Below are 19481 nucleotides of genomic sequence, written 5' to 3'. Positions count from 1 at the left end.
ACTGCTCCATCCCGCGTCTGTGTGTCGGCATTCTACAGAGGATCGCCGGGCTGTCAATTGCTAATTGAGAAAAATCTGTTCCTGTTCAATCGCTTAGCGTATCAGTCAGACAGTCGAATTGGGCTTGAGGGCTTGCTGTATAAGGCTTTCAGCTCTATTGACGGGTTTGTTTCGATTGAAAAAATAAATCCAGTGTAGGCATTTTCTTCTGCTATGAGATAAGAAATCAGGCACTGGTGCTATATACAGTTGTCAGTGAGATACTGGCGATCCGGTTCGCCGTAGTCCTTTTTCCTTCATTGAACACTGCCTTATATGACGCAGCGCAAAATCATCCACGTCGATTGTGACTGCTTTTATGCCGCCATCGAGATGCGTGACGACCCGACTCTGGCGAGCAAGCCGCTGGCGGTGGGTGGCTCGGCGGATCATCGCGGAGTTATCGCGACGTGCAACTATGAGGCGCGGGCTTACGGGGTGCGCTCGGCCATGTCCTCACGGCATGCCTTGAAGCTGTGCCCGGACCTGGTCATCGTCAAGCCGCGCATGGATGCCTATAGAGAAGCGTCGAAAGAGATCCAGGTGATTTTTCGCGATTACACCGACCTGATCGAGCCACTGTCGCTGGATGAGGCGTATCTCGACGTGTCGGAAAGCACGCATTTCGCCGGCAGTGCCACGCGAATTGCTCAGGATATTCGGCGCCGCGTCTCCAATCAGCTGCATATCACCGTCTCGGCGGGTGTAGCGCCGAACAAGTTTCTCGCGAAGATCGCCAGTGACTGGAAAAAGCCCAACGGATTGTTTGTGATCACGCCGGATCAGGTCGAGGACTTCGTCTCGCAGTTGCCGGTGAGCAAACTGCATGGTGTCGGCAAAGTCACTGCCGACAAGCTGGCAAAGCTCGGTATTGCCGATTGCCTGCAGTTGCGTGACTGGAACAAGCTGGCGCTGGTGCGCGAATTTGGCAGTTTTGGCGAGCGTCTGTGGAGTCTGGCGCGTGGGATCGATGATCGGCAGGTGCAGAACGACAGTCGCCGGCAGTCGGTGAGTGTCGAAAATACCTACGATGTGGATCTGCCGGATCTGGTCAGTTGCCTGGATAAGCTGCCGGACCTGCTGGAAACCCTGAATGGGCGTATGGCGCGGATCGATAGCAGCTACCGGCCGGGCAAGCCGTTCGTCAAAGTGAAGTTCCATGATTTTACCCAGACGACACTGGAGCAGGCCGGGGCAGGGCGTGATCTGGGTAGCTATCAGTTGTTGCTGACTCAGGCGTTCAATCGGGGTGGCAAACCCGTGCGTTTGCTGGGGATTGGCGTGCGCTTGCAGGATCTGCGTGGCGGCTTTGAGCAGCTGGATCTGTTTGAGCGGTAGGGGCCGATCGGGGGCAAGCGCGTTTGACTCTGTAGGAGCAAGGCTTGCCCGCGATGCTTTTCGGCTTTAGTTCGGCCCTGGATCCGCCACCAAACGCCCGGCATCCTTGGTCAGCGACTTGAGAAACTCGCTTTGCAACTCGGGATCGTTGCGGGTCAGTTCGATCAGGCTTTGTTCCAGCTCGCTGGCTTCTTCTTCCAGGCCCAGCTCCGACAGGCGTTTGACCCGGTGTACCCACTGGCTCACTTCGTCGTCTTCGAGGTCGTCGTAAATCAGCGTATGAGCTTCCAGCAGCTTGCTGCGCAAGGTGCTGCTGATCGTCAGGGACGAGTCGGTGTGCACATCGTCCTGAGCATCTTCAACAGTAATCTGCAGCTTTCCGATACGGTTCAGGTCCTGCTCTGCGAACGGGCTGTCCAGCAGGTTCAAGCGCAACACGCCGTTGCGGTCGGTGGTGAGCTCGAAGGTCTGCGTGCCGGCCTTGACCTCTACCGGGCGCTCGCTCCATGGCAGGCTCGAATATTCCATACGCTTATCACGCTGGACTTCATCGATACCGGCCAGGTTCTGTTGTGCGCGACCATGGGACTGTATGTTCATGAACGGGTTGAGCCCGGCAATGCCATTGCTGATCCAGTCCTTGGTCATGCTGTCTGGCAGGTTGCCGAGGGCGAACACGTTGGCGATGTTCGCGCCGACGCCGCCCACCAAAGTCACCGCGCCCAATGGAATCTCGTAGACCTTGCGCCAGGGTTGGTAAGGCGTGTAGCGATCGTAGCGCCGGGTGACATCGTACTCGGTGACTTCGAAGGTCTTCTGCTCGTGAATCCGAACCCGGCGTTGCGGCAGCTCAAGCACCTTAGGCTCACCGACATCGATCTGCAGGCTGTGATCGAGCAGTTTGCGCTCGATGCGTTCCTCGTGCTCGCTGCGTTGTGACATCTGATTGGCGCAGCCGCTGAGCAACAGGGTGCCGCACAGGGCGGCACCACCGAGGTTTAAGGTGTTTCGCTTGAACATGACTTCTCTATCTGGTGTCAGCGGCGGATACGAGCCTGAAGGAACGACAGCACGTCAGCGACCGGCAGCGCTTGCGGCTCGGCCTCGGTACGGCTCTTGTATTCCAGGTTACCTTCGGCAAGGCCGCGGTCACTGACCACGATCCGGTGAGGAATGCCGATCAGCTCCATGTCCGCGAACTTGATGCCCGGGCTGGTTTTCTTGTCGCGATCGTCCAGCAGCACTTCGAAGCCGGCAGCGGTCAGTTCCGCGTACAGCTTGTCGGTCGCGTCGCGAACCTGCTCGGTTTCGTAGCGCAGAGGCACCAGGGCGATCTGGAAGGGCGCGAGGGTGTCGCTCCAGATGATGCCTTTCTCGTCATTGTTCTGCTCGATGGCCGCGGCTACGACGCGGGACACGCCGATGCCATAGCAACCCATTTCCAGGGTGACCGGCTTGCCGTTCTCGCCGAGGACTTCGCACTTCATCGCTTTGCTGTACTTGTTGCCCAGCTGGAAGATGTGCCCGACTTCGATGCCGCGCTTGATTTCCAGGGTGCCTTTGCCGTCAGGGCTAGGGTCGCCGGACACGACGTTGCGCAGGTCGGCAACGGTCGGTACTGGCAGATCGCGCTCCCAGTTCACGCCGAAGTAGTGTTTGTCGTCGATGTTGGCACCGATGCCGAAGTCGCTCATCAGTTCGACGGAACGGTCGATGATGATTGGCAGCGGCAGGTTCAGCGGGCCAAGGGAGCCGGCGCCGGCGCCAATGGCGTCACGCAGTTCGGCTTCAGAGGCCATGACCAGCGGGCTGGCGACGCCAGGCTGGTTGGCGGCCTTGATTTCGTTCAGTTCGTGGTCGCCACGGATGATCAGGGCAATCAGCTTGCCTTTCTCTTCAGCGTGAACCACCAGGGTCTTGATGGTTTTTTCGATTGGCAGGTTGAAGCCTTCGACCAGTTGCGCAATGGTCTTGGCGTTCGGGGTGTCGACCAGGCGCAACTCTTCAGACGGTGCGGCGCGCGAGGTTTCCCGTGGCACGGCTTCGGCTTTCTCGATGTTCGCTGCGTAGTCGGAACCGTTGCTGAAGACGATGTCGTCTTCACCGGATTCGGCCAGTACGTGGAACTCGTGGGAGCCGGCGCCGCCGATGGAGCCGTTGTCGGCTTCTACAGGGCGGAACTTCAGGCCCAGACGGGTAAACACATTGCAGTACGCCTGGTGCATGCGGTCGTAAGTGACCTGCAGCGATGCCTGATCGGCGTGGAAGGAGTAGGCGTCCTTCATGATGAACTCGCGACCGCGCATCAGACCGAAGCGTGGGCGGATTTCGTCACGGAATTTGGTCTGGATCTGGTACAGGTTGATCGGCAGCTGCTTGTAGCTGCTCAACTCGTTGCGCATCAGGTCGGTGATCACTTCTTCGTGAGTCGGGCCGGCGCAGAAATCGCGACCGTGACGATCCTTGAAGCGCAGCAGTTCAGGGCCGTACTCTTCCCAGCGACCGGATTCCTGCCACAGCTCAGCCGGTTGAGTGCTCGGCATCAACACTTCGAGAGAGCCGGCGGCGTTCATTTCTTCACGAACGACGGCTTCGACCTTGCGCATCACTCGCAAGCCCATCGGCAGCCAGGTGTACAGGCCGGAGGCGAGTTTGCGGATCATGCCGGCGCGCAGCATCAGCTGATGGCTGACGACGACCGCATCGGAAGGCGTTTCTTTCTGTGTGGCGAGCAAAAATTGACTGGTGCGCATGGTAGGCCGTTGTCGGTTGCTGAAGACTAGAAATGACGAAGCATTGTACGGGCGGGATTTGCTGGCGTACAGGATTGCGGTCGGCGGTGTGGCTTGAGTGCGGAGAAAACTCCGCACTCAAGGCGCTACGACTCTTCGACGGCGGTGGTGGTCTGGGCCGGCTCGGGTGTTGGTGTCGGGCCTTCGCGGCGGTTTTCCTGGAACCAGTGCAGGGCGATCAACAGCAGGGTCGGCACGCCGAGCAGGGTCGTGATGATGAAGAAGTTGTGATAGCCGTATTTCTCCACCATGACTCCGGAGTAGCCGCCGATCAGGCGCGGCAGCAGGAGCATGATCGAGCTGAGCAGGGCGTACTGGGTCGCGGAAAACTTCAGGTTGGTCAGGCTTGACAGGTAGGCGACGAAGGCCGAGGTGGCCATGCCCGAACTGAAATTGTCGAGGGAAATGGTGACGATCAGCATCTCCAGGTTGGCGCCCATGTCGGCGAGCATCACAAACAGCAGGTTGGTAGCGGCTGACGCGAACCCGCCGATGAACAGAATCGGCAGGATGCCGAAACGCACGATCAGCAGGCCGCCCATGCCGGCGCCTATCAGGGTCATGATCAGGCCGAAGATCTTGCTGACGCCGGCGATCTGATCCTTGGTGAAGCCCAGGTCGATGTAGAACACGTTGGCCATTACGCCCATCACGGTGTCGGACATTCGGTAGGTGGCGATCAGGCCCAGCAGCAGAAAGGCCTGCCAGCGGTAGCGGACAACGAAGTCGTTGACGGGCGTCAGCACCGGGGCCAGGCCGCGGCGGCCCATGGTGGAGAGGCACAGGCTGGTCAGGATGATGTAGAGCAGCGCTCGTAGAAATGCCCGATCTTCCAGCAGTAGATCCAAGGGGCTCATGGCGCCCGTGATGACGCTGGCGAAATCAGTGTTGTAGAGCTGGGTAAACATCGCGGGTACGGATACCAGCAAAACGATGAGTACGAATACCGAGGCGAGTTGGTGCACAAAGCTGTAGCGCCCGGCGGACAGCTGGGTACGCAGCGGCACGGGAGGTTCGCGCATCAGTAGGGTGGTCACCAGCGCCGGGATCATCAGCAGGCCGAACAGCGCGTAGGTGCCGGTCCAGGCCGAGTGTTTGTAGTTGAACCCGGTGGAGCCGAAGCCTTCGGCAATGAATAGTGCACCGGCTGTCGCCAGGAGCGCCGCGACCCGATAGCCGGACATATAACTGGCGGCCAATGCAGCCTGGCGCGTGTCATCGACAATTTCCAGGCGATAGGCGTCGACGGCAATATCCTGGGTGGCAGAGGCGAACGCGACCAGAACGGCAATCGCAATCAGCCAGGACAGATGCTTTTGCGGGTCGCAGAAACCCATGCCGATCAGGCCGAGGACCAGCAGTATTTGCGCCAGGACCAGCCAGGAGCGTCGTCGGCCGAGTTTGCCGAGTAATGGCAGGCGCCACTGGTCGAGAAGTGGCGACCACACCCATTTAAACGCATAGGCCAGCCCGATCAGGCTGGCATAACCAATCGTTTCACGGGCTACGCCGGCCTCACGCAGCCAGACGGATAGCGTTGAGAACACCAGCATGTAGGGTAGGCCAGCGGCGAAACCCAGTAGCAATAGTACGAGCGTCGAGGGGCTGGCATAAGCAGCGAGCGCGGCGCGCCAGGTTTTACGGGGCATGGGCTGGAGTCTGCCTCAAAATTGCGAAAACAAAGCGCGCACTCTAACCGCTGTGCTCTACCGGGCGCCAGCCATGACGCTGAATATCAACACGATTGTTCAGGACACTGACACCTTCCATGCGCAAGCGTGCCCGCTGTTCATCGCCGGAGGGGCTTCCCGCTGGTAGGCTGAGGCGACCGCCGGCAGCCAATACGCGATGCCAGGGCAGCTTGGTGTCGCCGGGCAACTGACTCAATGTGCGCCCCACCCAGCGGGCGGCCCGCCCCAGGCCTGCCAGTTCGGCGAGTTGACCGTAACTCACCACTTTGCCTTCCGGAACCTGGGCCAGGGTCAGGTAGAGCGTGGTTCGGCGCATCTGTGCTGGGGTCTCGGTTTCATGGTTGGCGTCAGTCACGTTGCCGCTTCCTGATGAGGGTGTTGAGGCTGCTTCCAGAGTAAGTCTTCCGTGAGCGAATGAAAATCTCGCCAAATCGGGTGTGGCCCGGTAAAAACAGACGGGCACAAAAAAGCCCCGCTTTTGAGGGCGGGGCTTTTTACTAAATCAGGACAAGTTAGATAACTTGAACTTCTTCAGCTTGCATGCCTTTCTGACCGCGGGTAGCGATGAAAGAAACCTGTTGGCCTTCTTTCAGGCTTTTGAAGCCGTCGGATTGGATAGCTTTGAAGTGAACGAACAGGTCGTCACCGGATTGTGGAGTGATGAAGCCGAAGCCTTTTTCATCGTTGAACCACTTAACGGTACCGGTTTGGCGATTAGACATGGTGTAACTCCTTGAACAAAGATAACTGCGACTCAGGAAGAACCCTGGCCGAGACTGAGTGCAAAGAGCAGGAAAAATTCTTGTAGATGGTTGGATCGAAATTCAACATATCGTGTAGAGATTCTCAGTGACACAAGCAGCACAGTGGCGCCACCTTAACCCTTTTTCCTGAACGTGCCAATGGTCTTTGCGAAGGTTTCTCTGTTTTCATGACTGACGGTGCGCCGTATTGCCGCGAAGGCCCGGAAATCGTGGGGGATCGCCGAGAATTGTGCCCCGGACTTTGAACCGGCGGCGCGCCCCGGTAAGATGCCGGACAGAATTTTTCCACCTCGCTATTCAGGACACCCCCGCCATGAGCATCAAATCGGACAAGTGGATTCGCCGCATGGCGCAAGAGCACGGCATGATCGAGCCGTTCGTAGAGCGCCAGATGCGTGGCGAAGGCTCCGACCGGCTGATTTCCTTCGGCGTATCGAGCTATGGCTATGACGTGCGTTGCGCCGATGAATTCAAGGTGTTCACCAACATCAATTCGGCGACTGTCGATCCGAAAAACTTTGATGAGAAGAGCTTCGTCGACGTCAAAAGCGATGTGTGCATCATTCCGCCAAACTCTTTCGCGCTGGCGCGTACCGTCGAGTTCTTCCGTATTCCGCGCAATGTACTGACGATCTGCCTGGGCAAGAGCACCTACGCGCGCTGCGGCATCATCGTCAACGTCACGCCGCTGGAGCCGGAGTGGGAAGGTCACGTGACCCTGGAGTTCTCGAACACCACCACGTTGCCTGCAAAGATCTACGCCAACGAAGGCGTGGCGCAGATGCTGTTTTTCGAATCTGACGAAGAGTGTGAAGTGTCTTATAAGGACCGTGGCGGCAAGTATCAGGGCCAGCGTGGCGTGACGCTGCCGCGTACCTGAGTCAGCCGTCTGACAAACCGTTGGAATTCCTGAGCGGGCGTACACTCTATGGGGTGTACTGCTCCGATGCGCGCAAGGCGCATCGGGCCATCGCTCAGGAGTGCTTCATGAAGATCGATCCGCGAGTAAGTGCCGAACTGGCAAGGCTTGAGCCCAATCAAGTGGGCCTGCTGGCCTGGTCATTGCTGGCTCATCCGCCTGTCACGCAGGCCGGCGGAATCCCTGGTCAGCCCGACCCCGATACCCCGAACGAACAACCGACGGAACCCGGCGAGCCTGGCGAACCCACCTTGCCGGATAAGCCGCCTCCCGCGCCGGTTGCCTGATTTTCCGCATCGAAATTCAATGGCCCGAGGCTGGATTGATCCCTGTGGGAGCGTGGCTTGCCCGCGATGAACGATAACGCGGGTTATCAGATAAATCGCGTTGCCCCATCGCGGGCAAGCCACGCTCCTACGGAATCTGGGGTTACTTGAGGTTGCCGCTGAGGAATTGCTTGAGGCGTTCGCTCTTCGGATTGCCGAGCACGTCTTCAGGCGCACCTTCTTCCTCTACCAGCCCCTGATGCAGGAATAGCACCTGATTCGAGACTTTGCGGGCGAAGCTCATTTCGTGGGTCACCATGATCATGGTCCGGCCTTCTTCGGCCAGGCCCTGGATCACCTTGAGCACTTCACCTACCAGCTCCGGGTCCAGCGCCGAGGTCGGTTCGTCGAACAGCATGACTTCCGGCTCCATCGCCAGTGCGCGGGCAATCGCTACCCGCTGCTGCTGACCGCCGGAGAGGAACGCCGGGTATTGATCCGCTACGCGCGCCGCCAGGCCGACCTTGTCCAGATAACGCCGGGCGCGATCTTCGGCGTCTTTCTTGCTGACACCCAGCACCCGGCGTGGGGCCATGGTGATGTTTTCCAGTACCGTCATGTGGCTCCACAGGTTGAAGTGCTGGAACACCATTGCCAGTCGGGTACGGATTCGTTGCAGTTCGGCTTCATCGGCCACCCGCATGCCATGGGAGTCTTTGATCATGCGGATCGCTTGACCGTCCAGGCTCATGGCGCCGTCGTTGGGTTGTTCGAGAAAGTTGATGCAGCGCAAAAAGGTGCTCTTGCCCGAGCCGCTGGCGCCGATCAGGCTGATCACGTCACCGGTCTTGGCCTTGAGCGAAACGCCTTTGAGCACTTCATGAGTGCCGTAGCATTTATGCAGGCCTTCGATGGTCAGTTTGTACATTGGGCATGCATCCTCAAGGCGAAAGTAGGTAGCCGGTACGATAGGCTTCGAGGCCTGCAACATGGGCGATCACCATGCCTGCGGTGGCCATCCGGCGAGTCGAACGGGCGTAGAGCAGGCCGGCGTTGGCGCAATGAACCGGGGTCACGCGGTCGCCGATCGGGTCGATGATTTCAGCGATCAGTTGTCCTGCCTCCAGGTACTCGCCCGGCAGTACGTGGTACACCAGCAAACCGCCGACCGGGGTTGCAACCGGTTCTACTGCGGCCAGTGGTGTGGCAGGGTAGGGCAGTTCGGGCAAGGGCGCGGCTTCGCCTTCAATGGCGCCGAAATGAATCAGGTAGTCAATCAGCGCCTGGCAGTCGAGGCTGGCCAGCGGATGATTGACGTCGCCTTGACCGCGCAATTCGACGGTCACCGAGAAGCTGCCCAGCGGAATGTCGAAGTGCTCACCGAAGCGCTCCTGCATTTGCCACCAGACCAGCGTGAAACACTCATCGAACGAATGACCGCCGGAGTCGGTGGCCAGCAGGCTGGCTTCGGCGCCGATGTAGCGCGCCAGTGGCTCGACCTGCGGCCAGGCCTCGGGCGTGGTGTACAGGTGCGCGACGGCTTCGAAATCACAATGCAGGTCCAGCACCATGTCCGCGTCGCAGGCCAGTGTTTGCAGGGTCAGGCGCTGGGATTGCAGTTGGGTGCGGGCGGTTTGCCGAGCCAGCGCGTTGCGCAGGCTGCTGCGGATCAACTCAAGGTTGTGTTGTGGGTCGTCGTTGAGTTGCCCTTCGATCTCGTTGCCGACTTCTTCACCGAGGTCAACGAACCAGCGGTTGAAGTTCTGACCGCTTTCCAGTTCGTAGCGGCCCAGTGGCACGTCCATCAGCACTTGTTCGAGGCCAATCGGGTTGGCCACGGGCACCAGTACGATCTCGCTGCGCAGACGGCCGGCGGCTTCGAGCTCCGCCAAACGCAGCTTGAGGTGCCAGGCCACCAGCATGCCGGGCATTTCGTCGGCGTGCAGCGAGGACTGGATGTAGATCTTGCCTTTGGCCTGGGTCGGGCCGAAGTGGAAGCTGTGGATCTGTCGTGCAGTGCCCGGCAGTGGGGCAAGCAGGTCATGGATCTGGTGGCGCATTTGCAAAAAATCCTAGTGAGTCGGCCCGAGGAACGCCAGCCATCGGCGTTCAGCCAGTCGGAACAGGCCGACCAGCGCAAAGGTGACGGTCAGGTAAATCAGCGCGGCAATGCCGAACGACTGGAAGGTCAGAAAGGTCGCCGAGTTGGCGTCGCGAGCCACTTTCAAAATGTCCGGGACGGTGGCAGTGAAGGCCACGGTGGTCGAGTGCAGCATCAGGATCACTTCGTTGCTGTAGTACGGCAACGAGCGACGCAGGGCCGATGGCATGATCACGTAGGCATACAACTTCCAGCCCGTCAGACCGTAGGCCTTGGCGGCTTCGACTTCGCCGTGGTTCATGCTGCGAATCGCCCCGGCGAAAATCTCCGTGGTGTAGGCGCAGGTGTTCAGGGCAAAGGCGAGAATGGTGCAGTTCATCGCATCGCGAAAGAACGCATCGAGCATCGGTTGCGCACGGACTGCGGCCAGGCTGTAGATGCCTGTGTAGCAAATCAGCAACTGGATATACAGCGGTGTGCCACGGAACAGGTAGGTGTAGAACTGCACCGGCCAGCGCACATAGAGCTTGCTGGAAACCCGGGCAATCGACAGCGGAATCGACACCAGGAAACCGATGAAGATCGAGGCGCTGAGCAGCCACATGGTCATGGCCAGGCCGGTGATGTGGTAACCGTCGGTATAAAGGAACGGTTTCCAGTAGTCCTGTAGAAGTTCGATCATCGTACGGCCTCCCGGGCACCGGCGGCATAACGGCGTTCAAGCCTGCGCAGGACAAAGTTCGAAGCGCTGGTGATCAGCAGGTAAATCAAGGCGGCCAGCACCAGGAAGTAAAACAGTTGATAGGAGCTTTTACCGGCGTCCTGTGCCGCTTTGACCAAGTCCGCCAAGCCGATGATCGACACCAGCGCGGTGGCCTTGAGCATCACCATCCAGTTATTGCCGATGCCGGGCAGGGCAAAGCGCATCATCTGCGGGAACACTACGAAACGAAACCGCTGGCCGCGCTTGAGGCCATAAGCCGTGGCGGCTTCGACCTGACCCCGTGGAACGGCGAGGATTGCGCCGCGAAAGGTCTCGGTGAAGTACGCGCCGTAGATAAAGCCCAGGGTGATGACCCCGGCGCTGAACGGGTTGATTTCGATGTACTCCCATTCCATCAGGTCGGTCAGGGAGGTCAGCCAGGTTTGCAGGCTGTAGAAAATCAGCAGCATCAGCACCAGGTCCGGCACGCCGCGAATCAGGGTGGTGTAGATCTGGGCGGGAACTCGTAGCAGTTTGACGCTGGAGAGTTTGGCAGTGGCGCCGAGCAGGCCGAGCAGCACGGCCACCAGCAGCGACAACACCGATAATTTGATGGTCATCCAGGTGCCTTGCATCAGCAGCGGACCAAAGCCCTGCAGGCTGAAGGCAGAAAGCCCGAGGTTTTGTAACAGTTGTTCGAACATAAAATCTGCAACCTGATAGCGTGAAAAAAGCGCCCATCACGAGGATGGGCGCCGGGCATTATTTGCCGCTGTACAGATTCAGATCACCGAAGTGTTTCTTTTGAATGGTCGCGTAGGTGCCATCATCGTGTAACGCTTTGATACCTTTATCGAGAAGGGCTTTGAGCTCTTTGTTACCTTTCGAGATACCGACAGCTGTTTTGGCTGGCAGCAAAGGATCGTTGACCGGCTTGCTGACTTCATAAGCAGCGCCTTGTGGCGACTTCAAGAAGCCCAGTTCGGCTTGCAGCATGTCCTGGATCGAGGCGTCCAGACGACCGGAAGTCAGGTCGGCGTAGACCTGATCCTGGTTGGCGTAGGCCTGAGTGGTCACGCCAGCCTTGTCCAGCACGGCCTTGGCGTAGGCTTCCTGAATGGTGCCTTGCTCGTAGCCGACCTTTTTACCCTTGAGCGAAGCCACATCAGAAATGCCGGAGCCTTTCTTGTAGACCAGTGCGGTAGGGCCGGAGAACAGTTCGCTGGAGAAGTCGATGACTTTTTCGCGGGCTTCGGTGACGGTCATCGAAGAGATCACACCGTCGAATTTATTGGCCTTGAGGCCTGGAATCATGCCGTCGAAATCGCTTTCGACCCATTTGCACTTGACCTTCAGCTCGGCGCAGATCGCGTTGCCCAGATCGATGTCGAAGCCCACCAAGCTGCCGTCGGCCGCTTTGGACTCGAACGGAGCATAGGAAGGGTCAACGCCAAAACGCAGTTCTTTGTATTCCTTGGCCAGTGCGGAACCAGCGGCCATGCACAACGCCAGTGCAGAAAGGGTCAGCAATGCTTTTTTCATTATTAAATCCCTAAGAACCAATTTGAGCGCTTGTGGCGCGAAATTATTGTTACTGGAAAGCGTAAGACCTTATGAAAGTAGCAATTTCCGAACCAGAGTCCCGAACAAGCGTTTTAAAAGATGATTCAAGACACGTCTGGAGAGGAATCGTGCCCAAAAACGGGCGTGAACAAATTGCCGCACCAAAGTAGAGCGATCAGTGGCGAGGAAGCGAGCTCCCTCGTCACCGATCGCTCTACGTGTTACTTGCCTGGCACCAGGGTCAGCCGCGTTTTGCCATATACCTTGTCGAAGTTCTGCGGTTGCATCGGCAAACTCATGTATTGACCTTTGAGCCACGGGTCGATGCTGTCGATATAGTTCGGGCTGGCCGGGTTACCGGATTGGCCGGTGCCGCTCTGACCCATCAGCGGTTCGGCCTGGCCGAAGTCGACAATGAAACGCATCGCCGGCACTAGCGTCACGTTGAAATCCTGCCCCCACGTGTACGCGGCAGCATTCAATGTGGTGTGGTCACCTCCGGCTGACATGGCGCCACGCACGGTCTGGCCACGGCTGTTTTTCCATTCGTAGTGGTGCAGTTTGCCCCACTGCCAGGCTTTGTGGTCGGCACCCATCTGGCTCTCGCCGGCGGTAATGGCCGCGGCCAGGCTACGGGCGAGAATGGTCGGTTTGTCTTCTTTCTGCTGCGTGCGCAGGTCATCCCAGAACGGGCTGTCTTCGCGGCCCAGCAAATGGTCGGCCTGGGCCGAGTAGGACAATTTGCCGTTGGCGACGAAGGCTTTCCACGTTGGGCTGGACTCTGGGCCGAGCTCGTCGAGGAAAATCTGCTTCATGCTTTCTTGCAGGAACAGTTCATAGATCGCTGCGTCGGTGGAGGTCGGGCTGAGCTTGCCGTCGAACGCCATCAAGCGGCTGTAAGCTTCGCGCGCTTTGCCGGCTTCGGCAGCGGGCAGTGCGTCGATTGCCTGTTTGAGCGGCTGGGACATGCCCGGGGCTTCAAACATCTTTTTCAGTTTGGCGGCGAACAGCGTGGTCTGGTCGTACTGCATCGCGATCATGCTGCGGCTGTCGTGCTTGCCTGCAGCCGCCAGCTCGGCGATGCGCTCGCCACGCTCGGGCGCGGCCCAGGAGTTGGACAGCTGCATGCCGTAACCGTGAGGGATGACCCGCTGGTTGGCGGTGCCGACCCAGCCTTGGGCCGGGTCCTGGTCATAAGGGTGGAGCATCGGGTCGGCGTAACCGTCCCAGTCGTAACGACCTTCCCAGCCCGGCGATGGCAACAGGCCTTCACCTTCGCGACGGTTCGGGAAGCGCCCGGTGACTTGCCAGCCGATGTGGCTGGCGTCGGCGAATACCATGTTCAGCGCGATAGCGCGGATTTCACGGCTGGCGTCCGAGGCTTTCTCTGCGCTCTGCGCACGGGACAAGTCGAAGAAGGCGTCGAGGCTCTTGTCGTCGGTAAAGTTCGGCATCTGCAACGCCAGACCGAAACCATTGCCCAGTGCGCTGCCTTGGGCGCTGTTGAGCAGCGGGCCGTGACGGGTTTCGTACACGGCTTCGCGAATCGGCCGCTGGCCTTTGACGAAGTAGGTTTCGTTGCGAACCGTCACCGGTTGCCATTTGCCTGAGACTTCGTAGCTCAGGCCATTGCCTTGACGCTTGAGCTTTTCAAGGAACAGGTCCTGGTTATCGCCCATGACCGCGGTCATGCTCCACGCCACTTTACCGTTGAAACCGGCAAGGACCATCGGCAGGCCGGCAATGGAAACCCCGGCCGCCTGGTACTTCGGCGAACGGATCTGCACGTAGTTCCACAGCGACGGCACGCCAATCGGGAATTGGCTGTCGCTGGCCAGCAGGCTCTTGCCGCTGCGACTGCGCTGCGGGGCAATTGCCCAGTTGCTCGACGCCGTGGCGCCGAGCAGATTCAATGCGGACAACTGGTCGCCGGCTTTGCTGAGTTCGCTCAGGCCCGGGATCGTGCCGTTGAGCTTCACGCCTTTAAGCTTTTCAGCTTCGGCGAGTGGCAGCTTTTCGTCCGGATACGACGGCAACAGCCACGGGAGTTTGTCTGTCGTGACGGTTTGCGCCATCACCAGCGAAGCGATTTCTTGCGGCAGGTTGGCTGACTGGCTGAAGTTCAGCAGGCAGAAAATCAGCGCCGAATCTTCCGGCTTCCAGTATTCAGGTTTGTAGCCAGTGGCGGCCAGGTCCGACGGCAGTTTGTCGCGATAGCGGAACAGGTAGGCGTTGACCCCGCGTGCATAGACTTCAAAGAAGCGTTGCAGGCGCGGAGAGGAGGCCTTGTAGAGCTCGTCGGCACTTTTCTTCAGATTGACTGCGCGCATGTAGCGGTCAGCGTCGAGCATCTCTGCGCCGGACATCTCCGACAGGCGACCCTGGGCCAGCAGGCGCATGGTGACCATCTGGGTGATGCGATCACCGGCGTGTACGTAGCCGAGGGTGAACAGTGCATCGTGGAAGGTGCTGCTTTCGATCAGCGGCACGCCCATGGCATTGCGCCGCACTGAAACGTTCTGCGCCAACCCTTTGAGCGGCTGCACGCCTGCGGTGGGTGGCAGGCTGTCCTGGGCATTCCAGGTCTGGCAACCGGTGAGGCTGAGCACACTGGCCACTGCTGCGGCAACGCCGAACCGGGGAAGAAAAGATGTAAAGGCTGGCGAGGCCATGGCAAAGCTCCTGCGGGAGTAGAGGCGCAATAAAGGCGCTACGTTAGTGAGCAGGAGAAGGCCGCGCAAGCGGGTGCCGATCTTATTTCAAGGTTTGTCCGATAAATCAAAGAATTTGACGCTGGACGCTGTATCTGTGGTGGGGGACTGCGCTGTTTTCAGGGGATTGGCGTTCACGATGACTTGCCTGGAGGAAGAGGTAATGCTCAAGTGTGGAAAATTCAATGACCCGTGCAAGAGATAACTCGCCATGGAACTTCAGGCAAACGCAGTGCTTATTCTGATCGATCAGCAAAAAGGCATTCATCACCCCAGGCTTGGACCACGCAATAACCCCCACGCCGAGGAGCGGATGGCCGAGTTGTTGAGCGAATGGCGGCGCATGGCGCGGCCGGTGATTCATGTGCAGCATTTGTCCCGCTCGCCGGAATCGGTGTTCTGGCCGCAGCAGTCGGGTGTCGAGTTTCAGGAACGGTTCAAGCCGCAATCGGGCGAGTGTGTGATCCAGAAACAGGTTCCGGATGCGTTCAGCGGGACGACGCTTGCAGCGGGTTTGCGTGAGGCGGGGATCGAGCAACTGATCATTGTCGGCGTGGCGACCCATAACTCGGTCGAGTCCACGGCGCGTACGGCGGGCAATCTGGGGTTTGAAACCTGGGTCGTGGAAGACGCCTGCTACACCTTCGACAAGCTCGACTTCTTCGGCAACAAGCATTCGGCGCAGGAGGTGCACGCCATGTCGCTGGGCAATCTGCACGGGGAGTATGCGACGGTGATCCGCACCACAGATATTTTAATGACTGATTAAAACCTGTGGGAGCGTGGCTTGCCCGCGATGAACGATGACGCGTAATACCTCAGATACCGAGGCGATCCTATCGCGGGCAAGTCTTGCTCCTACAGGGGGGATGCGTTGTGTTAACGCATCAAGCGCCGTGGCACTTCTTGAACTTCTTGCCGTTGCCGCATGGGCAAGGGTCGTTGCGGCCAACGTCTTTCAACGCGTTGCGCACCGGCTCCTGGTGAGCGTGGCCGCAGTTCGGGCCGTGAACATGGCCATGGTCGTGATCATGATGGTCGTGATGGTCATGATCGTGGTTGCAGTCAGGGCCATGGACATGGGGTTGCTGGGTCATCGAGGTTACTCCGGAATAAAATCGCCGGGAATTATCTCGCCATTATTGGCCAGGTGCACGTCATTGCCGATGAATAATCCGGTTTGAAGCGTTCCTTCCAGGCGATAGGGGATCGGCTGGTCGGGTTTCTTCAGCAATTTCACCACCTCGCGCAGGTGTTGCCAGAGGTTGGTGCGGATCGGCACCTGGAAATAGCTGCTGCTTTTCGGGTCGACGGTGAACCATTCGCTGGCCTCGCCTTCGGCCAGCAGGAAATCGCTTAAATGAATCCGGTACACCAGGCCGCGAACTCTAAGGTCGGAGTCGTTGGGGTTGTCGACGCGAAAGTAGAGCATGAATTTCTGCTCAAGGAGTTTGGCGCGCACCACTTCGACTTTGAGCAGATGGACTTGCGGGTCGAGGCTGTCATCAGCGAACCAGGACGCGCAGCCACCGAGGCTCAGGAACATGAACAGGGTGACAATTCGTAAGGCGCGCTGCTGATGGGTCATGGTGGTATTTCTCCTTGAACCCCAGTCTAGCCCCAAAAGATCGCCTCAAACGGTGAAATAACTCGCACAACACTTCTTGAATTTCTGCCCGCTGGCGCAGGGGCATGCATCATTGCGCCCGGCCTTGAGCTGCACGGTCGGGTCAATGAAGTACCAGCGCCCGGCGTTTTGCACAAAGGATGAGCGTTCGCGGTGGCTGTGCTCGCCGGTGCTGTCGTGCCAGCGTGCGGTGAAGGTGACGAATGCATGTTCGGGCTGGCCGCCGAAGACCTCGGAGCTTTCCACCTCAAGGCCAAGCCAGGTGCTTTGCGCGCTCCATTCGCTGATCGACTGACGATCCAGGCCTGCCTGTTGGGCGGGCAGGGTGGTGGCCACCAGATAGTCGATCAGGCCCAGCACATAGGCGCTGTAGCGCGAACGCATCAAGGCTTCGGCACACGGCGCAGGGTGGCCGGCGTGATAGTGGCCGCAGCAGGCATCCAGCAAGGTGCCACTGCCGCACGGGCAAATGGACGTACTCATCGTGTTACCACCAGTATTTTCCGAAGTTTTCCGGATTGGCCCAGAAGCGTGAATTGAGCCAGTCAGGCACTTGTTTGTAGTCAAGCAGATCGTAGGTAAACAGTGTCAGGACCTGTTCGTCACGCTGGAAGCGTTCACTGGCCTGCAGTGCCAGGGAAAAGAAGTCGGTTTCTTGCCAGCCGCAGGCTTTCAGGTCCGCCAACACCGCGATGCGGCTGGCGTTGAGATTGCGAATTCCGCCGAGCAGGTTCAGGCCATCGCGTTTGGGCAGATGCTCAAGGCAGTCGAGTGCCAGCGCCAGGTCGAAGCGTTGTGCGGCAAGCTCAGGTGGCAGAGGGCCGGGCGCGACTTGCGCGACGCAGGCATCCGGGTGCGCGAGCTTGAAAGCTTCGAGCGCCGGGAAGCCGCTGGCGCCAATCAGCAACAGATGTTGTGGCGCATAACGGTCGAGCAAGGCGGCGAGTGCTTGCTGGGGCGTGCGCGAAGAAATACCTGTGGTCATCGAAGATCCTCAATCAGATGTGCGAAGACTAGCCTGCCCGAACGTGCGGGCCTAGAGGTGGTTTGCAGGCAATGGTGAGGCCCGCCGTAAATACGCGGCGAAAAGCCGTGGAGTCGAACGGGTGATGGACCGCTGATCGACAGATGCGAAGCTCTAAACCGCCCGTTCAGAAGAATTTTCGTTGGCCTCTGGCTTATCCGTTGCGGAAGTCGGTACTGTGCGTGCAAAGAATAATGATCTGCGGGGAGCGTACATGAAGGTGCTTTGGGGCTTGGGGAAGGGGTTGACCCTGTTGTTCTGGCTGGTGGTGCTGGTCAATCTGATCAGCCCGTTGATCGGTCCGTTTCATTTGATGATCAATCTGATCGGCTGTCTGTTGCTGATGACCCATGTTGTGGAGCTGGTGCTCTTTAACCGCAACCTTAAAGAGCGGGCTCATCCGTGGCGTGATCGCTGGCAGATCCTCATTGTCGGTATTTTCCATGTGCAAACCCTTGCAGCTCCTGCCGCCGGGGAGGTTCGCCATGCGTAAGCTCTGCCTGCTCGCCGCCTTGATCAGCCCGATGGCGATGGCTCAAGTGGTCACGGTCGAGACCAACTCGCTGCTGCGTTTGCCCAATACCGCCAGCACCTTGCAGTTGGAGCGCCTGGAAGTCGCCGATAATGGCACGCTGCTGATCCCCTCGAACGTGACCGAATTGAGCGTTGGCGAGTTGCGTCTGGGCCGCGAGGCACGGATCGCCATTGTCCCCAGCGAACAGGCTCTGCAACTGAATATCAGCCGTGCGCAGCTTGCCAGTGGCAGCCAGATCACCTCGCGAGGCGCACCCGGCACTTACCTCAAGGCCGCCCGCGCCGGGCGCAACCTGAATCTGCGGATTGCCTCGCTGAATGCTCCCGAGTTGTCGGTGGATGCCCGTGGTGGCGCCGGTGCGCCAGGTTACGTGGGGCTCGATGGCGGCAACGGCCAGGAGCCGGGTTGCACATGGGGCCAGGCCGGGCATGGGGCGGATGGTGATAATGGTGGCGATGGTCATGCCGGGGCGCCGGGTGCGCAGGTCCGGGTGGAATTACCGCGTGATTACCCGGCCCAGCAGATCAAGGTGCTGGTCGACGGTGGCGCCGGCGGCGTAGCGGGTGCCGGTGGCAAGCCAGGCGCAGGCGGAAAGGCCAAGGGGTGTTTCGTCTACCGTGCCGACGGCGGTAAAAGCGGTCGCGCAGGTGCGCAAGGTCAGCCAGGTCCTGCCGGCGCGGCGGGTGCCGTGACGGTACAGCGGTTGTAAGGACTGGCGAGTCCCCCTGTGGCGAGGGGGCTTGCCCCCGTCGGCCGGTCCGCGCTCGGGCGAAGCAGTCGTAAACCAGTCACCGCATACATTCTGAAGAAACGGGAGCGCCGGTTTTGGGGACGCTCCGCGACCCAGCGGGGGCAAGCCCCCTCGCCACAAAAGCCCTCCAGGGCTGCGTTGGCCCTAGAACATCGGTCGGGCCGCGGCCACCGCCACCAGCAGCAACCCCAGCGACAGATTGATTCCTACCAAGCGCCGAATCTTGCCCAAAGTCGCCGCACCTGTCGGCCAATCCTCGGCCAGCACCGCTTTACGCAACTCCGGCAGATTCAGCGCCTGAATGCGGATAAACAGCGCGGTCATCACCAGGTACAACCCCATCATGATCTGCACGTAACGCGGCGCGGTTTCAAAACCGCTGAAGCGCAGATGAATCAGCCCGACACCACTGATCGGCAAGATCACCACCGCGACCCAGACCCAGACAAAAAAACGTTGAAACACTTCTACCCACAGCTTCAATCGCGCAGGCCCTTCAAGTGCCTTCATGGCGGCGGGGCGCAGGACCATCCAGGCGAAAAACATGCCGCCGACCCAGATCAGGGCCGCCAGTACATGCAGGGTATAAATGAGGGCGAAAGGTGTCATTGGGGTACTCCGTTCTGCGCGGGATTAATTAGCGGGGTATGATAGCCG

At 59.3% G+C, this 19481-nt stretch carries 23 protein-coding genes and 1 tRNA gene (1 of these 24 cut by a window edge); 7 read left to right on the top strand and 17 right to left on the bottom strand.

The features are described from left to right. A tRNA-Met gene (locus AC3WK5_RS07065) sits at positions 1–16 on the bottom strand; it reaches 161 nt to the left of the window's first position. Here AC3WK5_RS07065 and AC3WK5_RS07060 point away from each other — a divergent pair. Next, on the top strand, positions 1–198 hold a 198-nt coding region (locus tag AC3WK5_RS07060), incomplete at its 5' end, for a hypothetical protein (protein ID WP_492574144.1). The two genes, AC3WK5_RS07065 and AC3WK5_RS07060, sit on opposite strands and share 16 nt — an antisense overlap. 117 nt (positions 199–315) lie before the next feature. After that, the gene (dinB, locus tag AC3WK5_RS07055) at positions 316–1377 is read left to right on the top strand and encodes a DNA polymerase IV (RefSeq protein ID WP_103315466.1); all 1062 of its coding nucleotides are present in this window, start codon (positions 316–318) and stop codon (positions 1375–1377) included. A gap of 66 nt (positions 1378–1443) precedes the next feature. Here the strand turns inward: dinB and AC3WK5_RS07050 are convergent, their stop codons facing one another. The 5 genes from AC3WK5_RS07050 to AC3WK5_RS07030 all read right to left on the bottom strand — a co-directional run bounded on the left by AC3WK5_RS07050 (position 1444) and on the right by AC3WK5_RS07030 (position 6582). Beyond that, on the bottom strand, positions 1444–2397 hold the full coding sequence (locus tag AC3WK5_RS07050; protein ID WP_054595983.1) for a hypothetical protein: 954 nt from the start codon (positions 2395–2397) through the stop codon (positions 1444–1446). Between the two features lie 17 nt (positions 2398–2414). Continuing rightward, positions 2415–4130 (bottom strand): proline--tRNA ligase, encoded by a 1716-nt coding sequence (locus AC3WK5_RS07045; RefSeq protein ID WP_103315465.1) that lies wholly within the window; start codon positions 4128–4130, stop codon positions 2415–2417. Positions 4131–4255: 125 nt separating this feature from the next. After that, on the bottom strand, positions 4256–5818 hold the full coding sequence (locus AC3WK5_RS07040) for an AmpG family muropeptide MFS transporter (protein WP_103315464.1): 1563 nt from the start codon (positions 5816–5818) through the stop codon (positions 4256–4258). Between the two features lie 43 nt (positions 5819–5861). Then, entirely contained in the window at positions 5862–6176 is a 315-nt protein-coding gene (locus AC3WK5_RS07035) for an MGMT family protein (RefSeq protein ID WP_219731303.1), read from the bottom strand. 196 nt (positions 6177–6372) lie between these two features. After that, on the bottom strand, positions 6373–6582 hold the full coding sequence (locus AC3WK5_RS07030; protein ID WP_002554837.1) for a cold-shock protein: 210 nt from the start codon (positions 6580–6582) through the stop codon (positions 6373–6375). A 355-nt stretch (positions 6583–6937) separates the two neighbouring features. On the opposite strand from AC3WK5_RS07030, the gene dcd reads away from it, so the two are divergent. Together dcd and AC3WK5_RS07020 are read left to right on the top strand one after the other, a co-directional pair. After that, entirely contained in the window at positions 6938–7504 is a 567-nt protein-coding gene (gene dcd / locus AC3WK5_RS07025; RefSeq protein ID WP_103315463.1) for a dCTP deaminase, read from the top strand. Positions 7505–7611: 107 nt separating this feature from the next. Beyond that, positions 7612–7830: a hypothetical protein gene (locus AC3WK5_RS07020; protein ID WP_054595987.1), complete on the top strand. Its 219-nt coding sequence runs from the start codon at positions 7612–7614 to the stop codon at positions 7828–7830. A 142-nt stretch (positions 7831–7972) separates the two neighbouring features. Here the strand turns inward: AC3WK5_RS07020 and AC3WK5_RS07015 are convergent, their stop codons facing one another. From AC3WK5_RS07015 to AC3WK5_RS06990, 6 genes are all read right to left on the bottom strand, one after another. Next, positions 7973–8737, bottom strand: coding sequence for an ABC transporter ATP-binding protein (locus AC3WK5_RS07015; protein ID WP_054595988.1), 765 nt, complete (start codon positions 8735–8737; stop codon positions 7973–7975). A 13-nt stretch (positions 8738–8750) separates the two neighbouring features. Continuing rightward, a complete protein-coding gene (locus AC3WK5_RS07010) occupies positions 8751–9869 on the bottom strand; it encodes a succinylglutamate desuccinylase/aspartoacylase family protein (protein ID WP_103315462.1) in 1119 nt (372 codons plus the stop codon). A 12-nt stretch (positions 9870–9881) separates the two neighbouring features. Beyond that, positions 9882–10592: an ABC transporter permease gene (locus AC3WK5_RS07005; protein WP_103315461.1), complete on the bottom strand. Its 711-nt coding sequence runs from the start codon at positions 10590–10592 to the stop codon at positions 9882–9884. Beyond that, positions 10589–11317 carry an ABC transporter permease gene (locus AC3WK5_RS07000; RefSeq protein WP_103315460.1) on the bottom strand — a complete coding sequence of 243 codons (729 nt, stop codon included), beginning with the start codon at positions 11315–11317 and terminating at the stop codon, positions 10589–10591. Before AC3WK5_RS07000 ends, AC3WK5_RS07005 begins: the two co-directional genes overlap by 4 nt. A gap of 58 nt (positions 11318–11375) precedes the next feature. Beyond that, positions 11376–12155 (bottom strand): transporter substrate-binding domain-containing protein, encoded by a 780-nt coding sequence (locus tag AC3WK5_RS06995; protein WP_054595992.1) that lies wholly within the window; start codon positions 12153–12155, stop codon positions 11376–11378. Positions 12156–12397: 242 nt separating this feature from the next. After that, a complete protein-coding gene (locus tag AC3WK5_RS06990) occupies positions 12398–14848 on the bottom strand; it encodes a penicillin acylase family protein (RefSeq protein ID WP_103315459.1) in 2451 nt (816 codons plus the stop codon). A gap of 250 nt (positions 14849–15098) precedes the next feature. Between AC3WK5_RS06990 and AC3WK5_RS06985 the strand changes: the two genes are divergently transcribed. Next, a complete protein-coding gene (locus AC3WK5_RS06985) occupies positions 15099–15656 on the top strand; it encodes a cysteine hydrolase family protein (RefSeq protein ID WP_103315458.1) in 558 nt (185 codons plus the stop codon). 118 nt (positions 15657–15774) lie between these two features. On the opposite strand, the gene AC3WK5_RS06980 is transcribed toward AC3WK5_RS06985, so the two are convergent. From AC3WK5_RS06980 to AC3WK5_RS06965, 4 genes are read right to left on the bottom strand one after another with little or no spacing between them, the layout of a single operon-like run. Continuing rightward, positions 15775–15984, bottom strand: a complete 210-nt coding sequence (locus tag AC3WK5_RS06980) for an SEC-C metal-binding domain-containing protein (RefSeq protein ID WP_007906737.1) — start codon at positions 15982–15984, stop codon at positions 15775–15777. A 5-nt stretch (positions 15985–15989) separates the two neighbouring features. Further along, the gene (locus AC3WK5_RS06975) at positions 15990–16475 is read right to left on the bottom strand and encodes an LEA/WHy family protein (RefSeq protein WP_103315457.1); all 486 of its coding nucleotides are present in this window, start codon (positions 16473–16475) and stop codon (positions 15990–15992) included. A 45-nt stretch (positions 16476–16520) separates the two neighbouring features. After that, positions 16521–16997 (bottom strand): YchJ family protein, encoded by a 477-nt coding sequence (locus tag AC3WK5_RS06970; protein ID WP_054595996.1) that lies wholly within the window; start codon positions 16995–16997, stop codon positions 16521–16523. 4 nt (positions 16998–17001) lie between these two features. Then, the gene (locus tag AC3WK5_RS06965) at positions 17002–17499 is read right to left on the bottom strand and encodes a DUF6231 family protein (RefSeq protein ID WP_103315456.1); all 498 of its coding nucleotides are present in this window, start codon (positions 17497–17499) and stop codon (positions 17002–17004) included. Positions 17500–17752: 253 nt separating this feature from the next. Between AC3WK5_RS06965 and AC3WK5_RS06960 the strand changes: the two genes are divergently transcribed. Then, a complete protein-coding gene (locus tag AC3WK5_RS06960) occupies positions 17753–18031 on the top strand; it encodes a DUF1145 domain-containing protein (RefSeq protein WP_054595998.1) in 279 nt (92 codons plus the stop codon). After that, positions 18024–18782 (top strand): hypothetical protein, encoded by a 759-nt coding sequence (locus AC3WK5_RS06955; RefSeq protein ID WP_103315455.1) that lies wholly within the window; start codon positions 18024–18026, stop codon positions 18780–18782. The genes AC3WK5_RS06960 and AC3WK5_RS06955 overlap by 8 nt, the downstream gene beginning before the upstream one ends. 186 nt (positions 18783–18968) lie before the next feature. Here the strand turns inward: AC3WK5_RS06955 and AC3WK5_RS06950 are convergent, their stop codons facing one another. Continuing rightward, on the bottom strand, positions 18969–19433 hold the full coding sequence (locus AC3WK5_RS06950; protein ID WP_103315454.1) for a CopD family protein: 465 nt from the start codon (positions 19431–19433) through the stop codon (positions 18969–18971). Positions 19434–19481: the final 48 nt, after the last annotated feature.

Source organism: Pseudomonas sp. FW306-02-D09B, assembly GCF_058782685.1.
Note: the sequence above shows the minus strand (reverse complement) of the source record. Positions and strands in the feature narration are given on the sequence as shown.